The sequence below is a fragment of the Halorubrum sp. SP9 genome (assembly GCF_005435015.1).
Taxonomy (GTDB): Archaea; Halobacteriota; Halobacteria; order Halobacteriales; family Haloferacaceae; genus Halorubrum; species Halorubrum sodomense.
The window spans coordinates 24,287-38,651 of record NZ_SGXU01000016.1 but is presented as its reverse complement, the minus strand read 5'-3'; the positions used below and the strand labels follow the sequence as shown (position 1 = coordinate 38,651).

Genomic DNA, 14,365 nt, shown 5'->3' with positions numbered 1-14,365 from the left:
CCGTTCGATCGGCGGCGTCGGTCGCTTCCTTACTCGAACCGCGCTTCCGACCCCTCGATCGGCTCCGGCTCCTGCGCGGCGACCCAGTGCGTGACCGTGCCCGCGTCGCCGAAGAGCGGCCGCAGCGAGACGTGGGCGACGAACGGCGTCCCGTCCCGGCGGCGGTTTCGGACCTCGACCGTGACCCGCGACCACGTCGAGAGGGCCTCGCGGAAGTCGGCGCGGGCGTCGCGGAACTCGGCGCGGACATCGGCGTCCGGGTCCGCCGCCTGGAACAGGCGGGGGTTCCGGCCCCGGAGGTCGTCGAGCGCGTAGCCGGTCCAGTCGCGGAACCACCGGTTGACGTAAACGATCGGCGTATCGCGGTACGCCGGTCCGGTGAGGGTGAGGCCGAGCGGGACGTCGTCGAACGCGCGGACGCGGTCGACCAGCATCGCCTCGCGCTCCGCGCGGTCGTCGGGATCGCCGGACCGGGCCGGAACCAGGTCCGGGTCAAGCCCGCGTTCGTCGGCGAGCGCCGAGAGGCGGGTCCGAAACGAGCCGCGGTCAGCGTCGATCGCCGCGAGAACGTCGCGTCGAAGCGTCACGTTCCCGGTTGGGGGGGTGGGCGACAAGCCAGTGTCGTTCGGTGACGCGAACCTGGCGTCCGGCGTCGGTCCGAGCCGAGGCGAGAGCGAGCCCGACATCCCCGCACCTGACCCCTGGTTGAAACGAACGTTATCCGTGTCCGGTCCCGAGGGGAAGACGAGATGCGTACCGCAAGCGCCGCCGTCGCCCTCGCACTGCTCGTCGCGCTCGCCGGCTGCGGCGGCCTCGGCGGCGACGCCGTCGGGCCGGCCGACCCGTCGCCGTCGATCGAGTCCGTCTCCGCGCCCGAATCGCTCGAACACGACGAACGGGCGACGATCGAGGCGACCGCTCGGTGGGAGGGCCTCGCGAGCGACGCGGGCGGGTCGGCGGGCGAGAGCGGTTCGGACGCGACGCTCGATTCCGTCCGGGTGACGGTCCGGGTCGGTGACCGAACGCTGCGCTCGGAGAACCGGTCCGTCCCGGCGAACGGGACGCTGACGGTGACGGCCGAGGTCGACGCCGCGGCGCTCGCCCCGGGCGAACACGAGCTGACGGTGTCCGTCGGTGAGGCGACCGCGACCCGAGCGCTGGTCGTCGAGGAGGCTCGCGCGGCGACGTTCGCGGTCTCCGCGATCGAGGCGCCGGACAGCGTGGGGTACGGAGAGAACCTCACGGTCACGGCGACCGTGACCAACGCCGGCGATCTGGCGGGCAACCAGACCGTCCGGATCCGGTACGGGGCCGGCGCGAGCGCGAACCGGACGGTCGCGCTCGACGGGGGCGCGGCGGAGCGGGTGTCGGTCGCGTTCGCGAACGTGCGACTGGCCGGCGGCGAGCACCCGGTCGTCGTGACGACCGCGAACCAAACGCGGGAGCGGACCGTGTCGCTGGTCCACCCGAGTCCGTACGGGGAGACGACGCTCGGTCTCTACGTCGACGACGGCGCGGTCGACCGGAACGTCTCCGCGGTCGTCGCGGCCGCGACGGGCTACTGGGAGCGGAACGACGGGCGCTACCTCGGCTACCCGGTCGCCTACGAGCGGGTGGCGGACGAGGAACGGGCGGACGTCGTCCTCCGGTTCGACCGCGTGGAGCGGTGCGGCGTGGAGGACGGGGACGCGCGGTACTTCGGCTGCGCGGACCTCCTCGTCGACGAGCCGCGCACGCCGATGACCGCGACCGTCGACCCCCGGATCTCCGACGCGGACATGAACGCGACGGTCATCCACGAGCTCGGCCACGTCCAAGGGCTCGAACACGGCGAGGAGCCGGCGGGGCTGATGAACGCGACGAGCACGCTCGCGACCCACCGGCCGGTGAAGGTCCACCTGCGCGCCGAGAGCGGGGACGTGCCGACCCGGGTCGAACGCGAGGTGGCCGCGGCGCTCGACTACTTCGCCGGCCGCGACGACCTCGCCGGGAGCGACCGGTTCGCGTGGGAGTTCGTCGAGGACGCGCGCGACGCGCACGTCCAGGTCACCTTCGACGAGCGCGGCGACGTCTGCTTCGCGGACGGCGGCGGCTCCTGTACGGTCGAGGGGGAATTCTACGGCCAGCAGGACGTGCGGCTGGAGGCGTTAGACGACGAGGTCGTCGCGTGGCACGTCGGCGCCTCGTTCGCGCCGGTGCTGTTGGAGGAGGTGCCGCCGGAGCTCACGGGCGAGGCGGACCGGCGGGAGCGGGAGGCGTGGCCGGAGTGAGGCGGGCGTCGGGTGAGATCGGCCGATCGCGTGGGTCGGGCGCTCGGAGGATCGGTGGTCCGGGAACGCCGAGATTCGGGGGCGGTCGTCGAAAGAAAGTCTATACGGCCGCCGGTGTTCGCCTGTTCCATACGTGATACCTCGCGAACGAGTCGGGCGACGCGTTGCGGTCGGGAATCCGGCGGACGGTCCGAGTCCCTGCCTCGTCGGCCTCCCTGCGGTCGGCCGACTCCCTCGCGGGCGGTTCGTGGCCGCCTGCGGCGACCGCTCACCGGCGCGCCACCGAGATAACTGACGCTAATTGATTCGTCCGTACTGAGCGACGGGGTCGGTCGGACGCGACCGATCCCCTATTCGCGGAACTCCGCTTCGAGTTCCTCGGTGAAGCGGACGTACCGGCGTTCGACGCGTTCGAACTCCGTTCCGGGGATGGCGAGCGAATCGTCTATGGAACTGCTGTCGCGCACCGTCTCCTCGATCCGCTCGGTGGTGACGAGCCCCCTCGATTCGAGGCCTTCGATGGCCGCCTCGGCCGTTCCGTCGCCCCCGAGGACTCGGAGCTCCTCCGCGGGCAGGCCCTCCTCGATCATGAACTCGAACGTGTCCCGCTCGATGACCTCGCCCACCTCCAAGACCCCCTCGACGAGCCGTTCCTCGGCGTCGGTCAACACAGTCGATTCGCCGTCTCTCGCGGCTTCACTCCAGCGTTCGTGCGGGGAGGCGAACGGAGTGGCCTCGTCTCGCCGGGAGGGAATCTCGATCCCCGAGCCCATTTCTGTGCCCCGAGGATCGAACCGTCCGCGGCCCGGGCGTTCGAAAGCGGTGTTCGAAGCGACAGAACGCTTATTCCGCGGTGATGACTACTGACTCCCATGAGCACTGGCCGAGAGATCCGCCTAATCGAGGAGGACGAGGGCGGTTGGTCGGCGATCGACCAGGAGCTGAACGTCGCCAGCCAAGGCGAGACGCGCGAGGAGGCGCTTTCGAACCTCGACGAGGCGGTCGAACTGACGAAGGAAGCCCGTGAGGCGGACACGGACGCACCCGAGCCGGACGCTCCCTGGTTCGAGGAATGAGCGGTCCGCCGCGAAACATCTCCGGCCGAGAGATCGTCAGCGTGCTCACTTCCTTCGATTACCGCAAAGACCGACAGCGCGGAAGCCACGCGATTCTGAAGTACACGAACCCCGACACCGGCGAGGTCCGAACCGTCACTGTCCCGCTACACGACCGGGTGAAGATCGGGACGCTCCAGTCGATCGCGGACCAGTGCGGCGCGGAGGACTTCGACGCGTGGTGCCGCTGGATCGACGAGCATCGCCGACGCGGCCACACGCGACCCCTTCTAGTCGCTCACTGCCTATCTCGGCGACCGTGTCGATCTCAGCGCCGTAAGAAAGCGAGGAGATGAGGCAACCGGAGGGAGCCGAATGGGCTCACGGGGGTCCCGCGAGGGAACGGAGTGAGCGAGTGGGACCACGCGAGGGAACGAGACGAACGAAGTGAGTCGAGTGGACTCGCGGGGATTTGAACCCCGGGCCTTCCCCGTGCCAGGGGGATGATCTACCACTGATCTACGAGCCCGCGAACGCACTCGTTGGTTTCCCGGTGAATATCTTAAGGGCTTCGAATCGCGGACCCGGGGCCGCGCGCTCAGATCCGGTCGGAGTCCACGTACACGTCGAGGTCGACGTCCCGGGTCGACCCCTCTAAGTCCTGGACGGCGCGCTCGACGACGCGCTCGGCCTCGTCTCTGATCAGCGGGATCGCCTTCTTCAACACCCAGTCGAACGAGACGAGCCGCGGCAGGTCGAGCGCGTCGGGACTGGCCGACCCAGGGTCGAACTGGACTTCGAGCGCGACCTCACAGGGGTCGTCGCCGGTCGCGTCCGCGTCGCCGTCGCCCGTTCCGTCGGCGCCGTTCCCGTCGGACTCGTCGCCCTCGGGCGGAGTCACCCGCCAGCAGCCGCCGGCGTCGATGTCCTTCGTGATCTCCCAGTCGATCCGCTCGGGCGGCTCGACGCCGGTCACCTCCGAGCGGGCGGTGTAGGATATCTTCCACCACGCGAACGTGAGCGCGTACCGGGTCCCGGGGCCGCCGTCGCCGGTGACGGTCCGGACCTCCCGCAGGTACTCGGAGTAGTTCGCGTACCGCGGGAAATCGAGCAGGAACGCGTACACCTCCTCGGGGTCGGCGTACACCTCCGTCCGCACGACGAGTTCGTCCACGTGCGTGGGTTCGAGCGGCGCTTATTAAACCGTCCGGCGACGGTACTCGCTTAGTGGTTCTGTCGTGGTCGCTGTCAGAACTCCAGATCTTCGTTTATAAATAGTCGACGAGCGATCGACTGCGAACACCTCCAAAGCCCCAGCCGCGAGGGCGGCGCACGCTCGCTGCGGTCCTCGGTCGCTCGCTTCGCTCGCTCCCTGTGGTCCTTACATCGCCTGCGCCGCCCTCGCGGCTGCCCTTTTGAGTCCCACCCCGACCGCCCCGCACCGCAGCCTCACGCCTCCCCAGCCTCGCCGTTCGCTCCGGGCTCCCTCCGGTCGCCCGTCACTCACGGCGTCCCTCGCGCGTGTGACTCGCAGCCTGTCGGCCGCTCGTCGGCACGCGCCGCCGCACTCGATCAGCTATTTATTGCTAGTCGGTCAGGTAATCGCCAGTTGCCGGAACCCGGAACGAGCCGCCGAAGCCGCCGGATACATGCGGGTCGCCGCGTTCGTACGTCCATGGCCGCAGACGAGCGCAACGCATTCGAAGTGTACCGCGACCGGGTGGATCGACCCCTGGGTCGGCTGTTCCGCGAGTACGGCGCCGCCGAGGCCCACTGGCTCGTGATCGGGATGGTCGCCAACGTCGTCGCCCGCGTCGCGGGACTGGTCCCGCCGGTCGTCCTCGGCGTCGCCATCGACGCCGTCTTCACCGGCACCGGTCCGTACACGCTCCCGCTGGTTCCGGACGCGTGGCTCCCGACCGCCGAGCCCGCGCAGTTCCGGCTCTCGGTGATCCTCATCTTCGCGTCGTTCATCGTGACGGGCGTGTTCACCTACGTCTACGGTATCGCCGCGAACAACTTCGCGCACCGGGTGATGCACTCGGTCCGGACCGACTCCTTCGACCAGATGCAGCGGCTCGACATGACCTTCTTCGACGACAAGCAGACCGGGGAGGTCATGTCCGTCCTCAACAACGACGCCTCGAACCTGGAGGTCTTCTTAGACAACGCCCTCCAGAACTCCGCGCGCCTCGGCGTGATGCTCGTGGGGATCGCGGGCGTCCTCGCCTACTACAACTACGAGCTCGCGATCGTCACGCTCGCCGCGATCCCGCTGATGTTCCTCTTCACGCTCTGGTTCATGCGGGCCGTGGAGCCGCGGTACACCGCCCAGCGATCGGTCGTCGGCGACCTCAACACCGCCCTCGAGAACGCGCTCTCCGGCGTCGAACTGGTGAAGACCTCCAACACGGAGGCCCACGAGAGCGAGCGCGTCGAGGACGCATCCTACTCGTACTTCCGGCGCACGATGTCGATCCTCCGGCTCAACTACGTCTACCGACCCGGCATGGAGCTGCTCGCCGGGCTCGCCTTCGCCGCCACCTTCGCGGTCGGCGGCTTCTGGCTCGCGAACGGCCCGCCGGGCCCGTTCTCCACCGAGCTGACCGTCGGCACGTTCGTCACCTTCGTCCTCCTCACCCAGCAGTTCGTCGCCCCGCTCGCCGAGGTGTCGAACATCATCGACCAGTACGAGAACGCGAAGGCCTCCTGCGAGCGCGTGTTCGGCCTGCGCGACATCCCGGTCCGCATCGAGGACGACGACGACGCGATCGAACTCGGCGGCGGTGCGCAGGGCGACGGCGGGGCCCGAAACGACGGCGGCGTGACGCCGGCCGGCGACCCCGGTCACGGCGGCGTCGCAGGCGCCGTCGAGTACGACGACGTCTCCTTCGCGTACCCCGAGAACGCCCTCGTCGACCCAGAGGACGCCGACGAGGAAGTCCTCAGCGGCGTCTCCTTCACCGCCGACCCGGGCGACACGGTCGCCCTCGTCGGCCCGACCGGCGCGGGCAAGTCGACGCTGCTCAAGCTGCTTCTCCGGCTGTACGACGTCACCGACGGCGCCGTCCGCGTCGACGGGCACGACGTGCGCGACGTCACCGTCGAGAGCCTCCGCTCGTCGATCGGCTACGTCGCGCAGGACACGACGCTGTTCGACGGCACCATCGCCGAGAACATCCGGTACGGGCGGTTCACGCGGATCGAGGAGGCGGGCGCCGACGGCCTCGACGAGGAGGCGGTCCGCGAGCGGGTGGTCGAGGCCGCGAAGGCCGCGGAGGCCCACGAGTTCGTCTCGTCGCTGCCGAACGGCTACGAGACGCGGATCGGCGAGCGCGGCGTGAAGCTCTCCGGCGGCCAGCGCCAGCGGCTCGCCATCGCCCGGGTCGTGCTTCAGGACCCCGCGATACTCATCCTCGACGAGGCGACCTCGGCCGTCGACACGGAGACGGAGATACTGATCCAGCGCTCGCTCGACCGCCTCGCGGCCGACCGGACGACCTTCGTCATCGCACACCGCCTCTCGACGGTGACCGACGCCGACACCGCGCTCGTGTTGGAGGACGGCGAGGTCGTCGAGCGCGGCACCCACGACGAGCTGCTCGCGGCGGACGGGCTCTACGCGAAGCTCTGGGGCGTTCAGGCCGGCGAGATAGACGAACTGCCGGAGGAGTTCGTCGAGCGCGCCCGCGAGCGCCACGTCGACCGCGCGGTCGAGCGGGCGACGGAAAGCGAAGTGGACTCGGAGACGCTGGAGTAGGAGCCCCTTTTCGAAGCCTCAGTCGTCGCCGGAGACCTGCCCGGCCGCGTCGGCGTCTGCACCCGGAACCGCGGCCGCGGGCGCGGGCGGGTCCTCGCGCACGTCGGCGCCCTTGCCCTCCGCGATGACATCGGCGTACGCGTCGGGGAAGACCCGGACGAAGTCGTCGAGCGCGGTCCCCCAGTCGTCGAGCAGGTCCGCCGCGCGCTCGCTGTCGGTGTACGCGCGGTGGTTCTCGACGAGGCGGCGGAGCATCCGCTCGTCGGACTCCTCGAGCGTCTCGGAGACCGACACCATCCCGCGGTTGACGCGGTCGTCGAGGCGGTCGTCGGGGTCGTACACGTACGCGACGCCGCCGGACATCCCGGCCGCGAAGTTGCGCCCGGTGTCGCCGAGGACGGCGACGACGCCGCCGGTCATGTACTCGCAGCCGTGGTCGCCGACGCCCTCGACGACGGCCTTCACGCCGGAGTTACGGACGCCGAACCGCTCGCCGGCGACGCCGTTGACGTACATCTCGCCCGAGGTGGCGCCGTACAGGCAGACGTTGCCCGCGACGACGTTCTCGGTCGGGTCGTACCCCGCCTCCGCCGGCGTGTCGATCACGAGGCGCCCGCCGGAGAGCCCCTTGCCGACGTAGTCGTTGGCGGCGCCGGAGAGTTCCATCGTGATCCCCGGCGCGAGGAACGCGCCGAAGCTCTGTCCCGCCTCGCCGTCGAACCGGCAGGAGATCGTGTCGTCCGGGAGCCCCTCGCCGCCGTGTTCGGAGACGACGCGGTTCGAGAGCGTGGCGCCGACCGCGCGGTCGACGTTGCGCACGTCGCGGGTGAGCGCGACCGGCGCGCCGTCCTCGATTGCGGGCGCCGCCTCGTCGATGAGGTCCCAGTCGAGCAGGTCGTCGATGCCGTCGTGGGCCTGCTCGCGGACCTTGGTGCGGGACTCGCCCGCGGGCTCGGCGATCACCGCGGACAGGTCGAGGTGCTTCGCCTTCTCGTGGTCCGTCTCGCGCTGGGTGAGCAGCTCGGGGCGGCCGACGAACGCCTCCAGCTCGGTGTACCCCTGCTCGGCCATGATCTCCCGGAGCTCCTGCGCGATGAACGTCATGTAGTTGATGACGTGGTCGGGCTGGCCCGGGAACCGCTGGCGGAGGTCCTCGCGCTGGGTGGCGACGCCGACCGGACAGGTGTTCTCGTGGCACTGCCGGGCCATCACGCAGCCCGACGTGACGAGCGACGCGGTCCCGAAGATGTACTCCTCGGCCCCGAGCGCGGCCGCGACCGCCACGTCGCGGCCGGTCCGCAGGCCACCGTCCGCAGAGACGCGAATCCGGTCGCGCAGGCCGGTGGCGCGAAGCATCTGGTTCGCCTCCGCGAGCCCGAGCTCCCACGGCAGGCCGGCGTTCTTGATCGAGGTCTTCGGCGAGGCGCCGGTGCCACCGTCGTGACCGGATATGTGGACGACGTCGGCGTTCGCCTTCGCGACGCCGGCCGCGATGGTGCCGATCCCGGCCTCCGAGACCAGCTTCACGTTGACGTCTGCCTCGGGGCTGGCGGCCTTCAGGTCGAAGATGAGCTGCTTCAGGTCCTCGATCGAGTAGATGTCGTGCTGGGGCGGCGGCGAGATGAGCCCGACGCCGGGCGTGGAACACCGGACGTGCGCGATCATCTCGTTGACCTTCTTGCCGGGGAGGTGCCCGCCCTCGCCGGGCTTCGACCCCTGCGCCATCTTGATCTGGAGCTCCTCGGCGTTCGCGAGGTACTCCGAGGTGACGCCGAAGCGGCCGGAGGCGACCTGCTTGACGGTACACTCCTTCTCGGTGTCGAACCGCTCGGGCGGTTCGCCGCCCTCGCCGGTGTTCGACTTCGCGCCCAGCCGGTTCATCGCGATGGCGTTGTTCTCGTGGGCCTCCGGCGAGATGCTCCCGAGGCTCATCGCGGCCGTCGAGAACCGCTCGACGATCGACTCGACGGGCTCGACCTCCTCGACCGGCACCGGGTCGCGGTCGGAGTCGAACTCCAGGAGGCCGCGGAGCGACTGGAGCTCTTCCGTCTGGTCGTTCACCAGCTCCGCGAACTCGCGGTACTGCTCGTAGTCGCCGCCGCGGACCGCCTGCTGGAGCGTGCCGACCGTCTGGGGGTTCCAGCCGTGTTTCACGCCCGACGAGCGGTGTTCGTACTCGCCGACGGTCTCCAGTTCGGGGTCGGCGCCGAACGCCATCGCGTGGCGCGTGCGGAGGTCGTCTTCGATCTGTTCGATCCCGATCCCCTCGGTCCGGATCTCGGTGCCCTCGAAGTACTCGGCGACGAAGTCGGAGTCGAGCCCGACCGCCTCGAATATCTGGGCGCCCTGGTACGACTCCATCGTCGAGATGCCCATCTTCGCCATCGTCTTCAGGAGGCCGTCCTCCAGCGCGTGACGGTACGCGGCGAGCGCCTCGTCCTCGTCGGCGCCGTCCGGGCCGGCGACCACGTCGGCGATGGAGGCGTACGCGAGGTACGGGTCGACCGCGTCCGCGCCGTAGCCGACCAGCGTCGCGAGGTGGTGGACCTCGTGCGGTTCACCGGACTCGACGACGACGCCCGCGCGGTTGCGCAGCCCCTCGCGGACGAGGTGGTGGTGGACCGCGCCGGTCGCGAGCAGGCTCGGCACCGCGAGGCGGTCCGGACCGACGGCGCGGTCGGAGAGGACGACGGCGTCGGCCCCGTCTTCGATCGCCGTCGCGGCGTCCTCGCGGACCCGACTCACGGCGTCGACGAGCGAGCCGTCGCGGTCGTAGGTGACGTCGACGGTGACGGAGGCGAACTCGGGACCGTCGGCCGCCGCTCCGCCGCGGTCACCGGGAGTCCGCTCGCCGGGTCCGGGGAGATCGCGAAGCGCGGTCGTCTCAGCGTCCGTCAGGACCGGCGTGTCGGCGACTATCTGCTCGGCGTGTTCCGGCGTCTCCGCGAGCAGGTTTCGCTGGTTCCCGATCCGGGTCTCCAGCGAGGTGACGAGCTCCTCGCGGATGTAGTCGATCGGCGGGTTCGACACCTGCGCGAACAGCTGCTTGAAGTAGGTGAAAAGCGGGCGGTCGACGTCGGCGAGGACCGAGAGCGGCGTGTCGTCACCCATCGACCCGACGGGATCTTTCCCCTCTCTCGCCATCGGCTCGACGAGGTGGTTCAGCGAGTCGGTGGTGTAGCCGAACGTGGCCTGGTGGGCGCGGACGGTCGGTTCCGTCTCGTCCGTTTCGTCCGCCTCGTCAGCCCCGGCCGCCCCGCCTCCTCGTTCGTTCGAGTCGTCGTCGATCCCGGCCGCGACGCCGTCCCCGTCGGTGAGCGCGTCGTCCTCGTCGGTGAGCGCGTCGAGATCGACCTGCCCGCGGTCGACCCACTCGCCGTACTTCTCGTCGGTGAGCTCCTCGAACACCTCGTCGTCGGGGACGATCCGACCGGCCTCGGGGTCCGCGACGAAGATCTCCCCGGGCTGGAGCCGACCGCGGCGGCGCACGTCGGCGGGCTCGGTGGGGAGCGCCCCCACCTCGCTGCCGACGACGAGGCGGTCGTCCGTCGTCACCTCGTAGCGGCACGGGCGGAGCCCGTTGCGGTCGAGGACGCCGGCGACGCGCTCGCCGTCGAAGCCGATGACGAGGGCGGGCCCGTCCCACGGCTCGACGAGCGAGGCGTGGTAGTCGTAGAAGTCCGCGCGGTCGTCACCCATCAGGTCGTCGCCGCGGAACGCCTCCGGGATCAGCATCCGGAGCGCGTGCGGGAGGTCGCGGTCGGTCTGGAGGAGGAGTTCGAGCGCGTTGTCGACGCTGGCGGTGTCCGACTGGTTGGGGTCGTCGATCACCGGCTTGATCGTGTCGAGCTCGGCGCCGAACGCCGGGTGTTCGAGGTCGTTCTCGCGGGCCCGCATCCAGTTGACGTTCCCGCGGATCGTGTTGAACTCGCCGTTGTGGACGATGTTGCGGTACGGGTGTGCGAGGTGCCACGCGCCGAGCGTGTTCGTCGAGAACCGCGCGTGGACTAAGGCGACGTGGCTGGCGAACCGCTCGTCGACCAGGTCCGGGTAGTAGCCCACGAGCTGCGACCCCTTCAGCAGGCCCTTGTAGACGACGCGCTGGCGGTCGAGCGAGCAGACGTAGAAACGGCCGGCGCCGTCGACGTCGGACACCGCGTTCTCGATCTCGCGGCGAGCGGCGTACAGCGCGCGGTCGAAGCCGAGCAGGTCGGGGTCGGCGTCGTCCGGCCGAGTCCCCTCGCTCGTGAACCGCTGGGCGAGGCCCGCGCCCTCGACGGGGGCGACGAACACCTGCGACACCTCCGGTTCGGACTCGAGCGCCGTCGCGCCGAGGTCGGCGTTGTCGGTGGGGACGGAGCGCCACGCGAGCACTTCCAGCCCGTAGACGGCACACACCTCGGCGATGACGTCGTGGATCTCCGCTTGAACGCCCGGTTCCGGCGGCATGAAGACGGAGCCGACCGCGTACTCGTCCGGGAGGTCGGCGTCGACGACCTCGCGGAAGAACCCGTCGGGGCGGGCGACCATGATCCCCGCGCCGTCGCCGGTGTTCTCTTCCGCGCCGGTCGTCCCGCGGTGTTCGAGGTTCTCGAGCAGTTCGACCGCGTCCGCGACGGTCTCGTGAGTCGGCTCGCCGTCGAGGTCGACGACGCCGCCGATGCCGCAGTTCGATCGGTCGTCCGTCGGCGCCGCGAGCCCCCCTTCCTGACCCGAGGAATCCGAGTCGCGTACGCCCCGGGTGGTACTACGTGACTTGGTCATACGCGTTTTCACGAATGAACACTTAAAGGTATGACCCTGATAGGGGTAGGATCCATCGTACACACATTAGGGAATATAAGGTAATTATTCATCACGGGAGGTGAACAGATACCACACCGTCGGATCGATCAGTAGTCGTACCGTAACGGGCAGTAAATTGACGAAGTTTCTGCGAAAGCCACCAGACCGTTTCACACACACCGGTCAGAGTGGCAGAACGTCCAGTCGTCTACTACTCCTTGAGGGGGACGAACGAGCCGTTGATGTCCCAGTCGTGGATACAGTAGACGTTTCCGGGTTCGTCCGCGATCCGCCACCCGTCGGCCTCGTCGTCCCATCGCTCCTCGCGCCCGCACAGTTCGCACGTGCGCTCTTTCGGCGGCGTGATGGTTACGCTCATACGCGGACGAACGGCGCCGTCGAGCAAAAGGATACCGGCGGCGAGGCGCCGACGATGTGACCCCGACTCGACGGTGTGAGACGGACGGCCGCCGCTCCTCTCACGGGTCGGGCGCACGACGGCGGGCGAGCAGCGACGCGATCGTCAGCGCCACGAGGGACGCGACGGAGCCGAATCCGGGGAGATCGTACACGGTCGATCGGATCGGCGCGTCGTCGTATCCGAGGTCCCTCGCGGCGGCCTCGTCGGACTTCGACTCGTTCGAGTCGGCCGGTCCGGCCGGTTCGGACGAGTCGGCGGACTCCGACGCCGCGGATCCCTCGCTCCCGGCGTCACCGCCCGATCGCCCGTCACCCGGACGGGATCCCCGCTCCGAGGCGTCGTCCGCGGTACGTCCCGTCGATCCGGTACCGAAGCGTTTCGCCGGGTCCGTAGCGGGCGGAATCCCGGACGCACCGGGCGGGACCGTCGTTCCGACTCCGGGACGAGGCGTCGGGCGGTCCACGTCGGAACCGTTCGGTTCCCCGGACCGGCCCGGACCGGCCGCTTCGGTGGCGTTGCCGGCGCGAGCGGAGCGGGGATCGGTCTGATCGGTGGCGCTAGAAGAGCCACCGACATCAGCTGGACCGGCGGAACCGCCGGAACCGGCCGGCGGATCAGATCGGTCCGCGCTTCCCGATTCAGCGGGGGCACTCGTCCCGGCCGCCCCGGTCGGTTCACTCGATTCGCTCGACTCGGTCGATTCGTTCAGTCCGGTCGACTCGGTCGACTCGTTCAATCCGATCGATTCGGTCGGCCCGGTACTCGGTGACGGTGTCGCGGTAGACCCGTCGTCCGAGAGGTTCGCTCCGCCCTCGTCGGTCGGGTCGGCAGCGTACGTCAGTCGCGTCGTCACCCGGTGGTCGCCGTTCGCGGCCCGACGCAGTCGTTCGTCGTCGACCCTGAAGGCGGCCTCGAACGTCTCGCCGGCGGCCGGTGGCGTCTCGGTTCCGAACGCGGTCTCGCCGTCCGCGACGAGGAAGAGTCCGTCGCGGTCGAGGTGGACCGCAGACTCGTTCGGCGTCGGTCCGAGCGCGTCGCCGGTGGCAGAGGCGTCGGTGTCGTTCGCGTCTGTAGGCGTCACTCCGAACGAGAGGCCGTCGAGGCGAGCGAGGTCCGCACCGCGCTCCAGCGAGGCGTTCGCGGCCGCCGGGAGGCCGGTCAGCCCGGTCGCGTTCACGGCGTACACGACCGTGTCGTTGGCGGTGGCGTTCGTCGCGTCGGTGAGCGTTCCATTGGCGATCGCGTTCCGGATGGCGGTCGCGTCCTCGAAGTCGCCCGGGGCGGCTTCGCGCGTGGTGTACGCGGTCAGGTCGGTCGTCGAACGAGGATTCACCGTGATCGCGGCGGAGTCGTTGGCGACCGCGGCTCCGTACTCCGACCGAAGCGTGAGGTCGTACGACCCGGGCGAGAGCGGATCGGTATCCCCCGTGACCGAATCGACGCTGATACCGGGACCGGTCGTGACGAAGTCCGACGGAGATGCCGGCGACGCGTACGCGTTGATTGTGACGGGTGTTGGGCCCGTCTCAGAGGTTGTGAGTTCGAGTGTGGTTGTGGTGTTATTGGTGGTCTTATCTAGGATAATCTCCATAGATGGCACACTATGAGACACCGAAAATCGAATGAGATTACCGTTAGAAGTTTGATTCGGACCATTTTGTAGATCAATATTCTGTTTTTCTTTTCCGATGATCCTGAAACGTTCTGAATTCCCTCTCTTCGAATGAATGTAATAAGTACCAGAAGTGAGCATTGACGTATTGTACTCGATTTGAGAGGAATTATTTAATCTAGTTCCCAAAGATACAACACGGGATCTGTTTTTATTATCTATCCTGTGTAGTTCCGTATTATTTATATCTGATAGAGAGGAATTATAATGAAGGTACTGTCCGGCATATACTGGCTTATTTAGTGATTGGTTATGCTTGATCTGGACAGGAACAGTAGAATTGGATTCATTTGTGTGGACAGAATCCTCTATTAAAATTGTACCAGCGTCCGCGACACCATCAGAAACAAACTGGTTGTTCAAGTCCGAATTCCGAAGTAACTCATAGTTTTTGGGAGAAAC

At 68.6% G+C, this 14,365-nt stretch carries 10 protein-coding genes, 1 tRNA gene and 1 pseudogene; 5 read left to right on the top strand and 7 right to left on the bottom strand.

The genetic code is table 11. The features are described 5' to 3' along the window. Window positions 1-29: 29 nt before the first annotated feature. Window positions 30-587, bottom strand: coding sequence for a PAS domain-containing protein (locus tag EXE45_RS10700; RefSeq protein ID WP_137694316.1), 558 nt, complete (start codon window positions 585-587; stop codon window positions 30-32). 162 nt (window positions 588-749) lie between these two features. Between EXE45_RS10700 and EXE45_RS10695 the strand changes: the two genes are divergently transcribed. Continuing rightward, the gene (locus EXE45_RS10695; RefSeq protein WP_092921225.1) at window positions 750-2,270 is read left to right on the top strand and encodes a Matrixin; all 1,521 of its coding nucleotides are present in this window, start codon (window positions 750-752) and stop codon (window positions 2,268-2,270) included. Between the two features lie 350 nt (window positions 2,271-2,620). Here the strand turns inward: EXE45_RS10695 and EXE45_RS10690 are convergent, their stop codons facing one another. After that, window positions 2,621-2,941, bottom strand: coding sequence for a hypothetical protein (locus EXE45_RS10690; protein ID WP_092921393.1), 321 nt, complete (start codon window positions 2,939-2,941; stop codon window positions 2,621-2,623). 201 nt (window positions 2,942-3,142) lie between these two features. Here EXE45_RS10690 and EXE45_RS10685 point away from each other — a divergent pair, with 201 nt between their 5' ends. Both EXE45_RS10685 and EXE45_RS10680 read left to right on the top strand, forming a co-directional pair. Beyond that, the gene (locus tag EXE45_RS10685) at window positions 3,143-3,346 is read left to right on the top strand and encodes a type II toxin-antitoxin system HicB family antitoxin (protein WP_092921224.1); all 204 of its coding nucleotides are present in this window, start codon (window positions 3,143-3,145) and stop codon (window positions 3,344-3,346) included. Further along, a pseudogene (locus EXE45_RS10680) lies at window positions 3,343-3,591 on the top strand (type II toxin-antitoxin system HicA family toxin); the annotation flags it as partial. The gene EXE45_RS10685 and the pseudogene EXE45_RS10680, both read left to right, overlap by 4 nt. Before the next feature lie 191 nt (window positions 3,592-3,782). Here the strand turns inward: EXE45_RS10680 and EXE45_RS10675 are convergent. Both EXE45_RS10675 and EXE45_RS10670 read right to left on the bottom strand, forming a co-directional pair. Next, window positions 3,783-3,854, bottom strand: a tRNA-Ala gene (locus tag EXE45_RS10675). Between the two features lie 69 nt (window positions 3,855-3,923). Continuing rightward, window positions 3,924-4,499: an SRPBCC family protein gene (locus tag EXE45_RS10670; RefSeq protein WP_137694315.1), complete on the bottom strand. Its 576-nt coding sequence runs from the start codon at window positions 4,497-4,499 to the stop codon at window positions 3,924-3,926. Window positions 4,500-5,000: 501 nt separating this feature from the next. Between EXE45_RS10670 and EXE45_RS10665 the strand changes: the two genes are divergently transcribed. Beyond that, window positions 5,001-7,085 carry an ABC transporter ATP-binding protein gene (locus tag EXE45_RS10665; protein WP_137694314.1) on the top strand — a complete coding sequence of 695 codons (2,085 nt, stop codon included), beginning with the start codon at window positions 5,001-5,003 and terminating at the stop codon, window positions 7,083-7,085. An 18-nt stretch (window positions 7,086-7,103) separates the two neighbouring features. Here the strand turns inward: EXE45_RS10665 and gltB are convergent, their stop codons facing one another. From gltB to EXE45_RS10655, 3 genes are all read right to left on the bottom strand, one after another. Beyond that, on the bottom strand, window positions 7,104-11,849 hold the full coding sequence (gene gltB, locus EXE45_RS10660) for a glutamate synthase large subunit (protein WP_137694313.1): 4,746 nt from the start codon (window positions 11,847-11,849) through the stop codon (window positions 7,104-7,106). Window positions 11,850-12,081: 232 nt separating this feature from the next. Further along, the gene (locus EXE45_RS20450; protein ID WP_167603374.1) at window positions 12,082-12,249 is read right to left on the bottom strand and encodes an HEWD family protein; all 168 of its coding nucleotides are present in this window, start codon (window positions 12,247-12,249) and stop codon (window positions 12,082-12,084) included. A 100-nt stretch (window positions 12,250-12,349) separates the two neighbouring features. Next, window positions 12,350-13,624 carry a PGF-CTERM sorting domain-containing protein gene (locus EXE45_RS10655; protein ID WP_241989463.1) on the bottom strand — a complete coding sequence of 425 codons (1,275 nt, stop codon included), beginning with the start codon at window positions 13,622-13,624 and terminating at the stop codon, window positions 12,350-12,352. A gap of 1 nt (window position 13,625) precedes the next feature. On the opposite strand from EXE45_RS10655, the gene EXE45_RS21300 reads away from it, so the two are divergent. Then, entirely contained in the window at window positions 13,626-13,898 is a 273-nt protein-coding gene (locus EXE45_RS21300; protein WP_241988333.1) for a hypothetical protein, read from the top strand. Window positions 13,899-14,365: the final 467 nt, after the last annotated feature.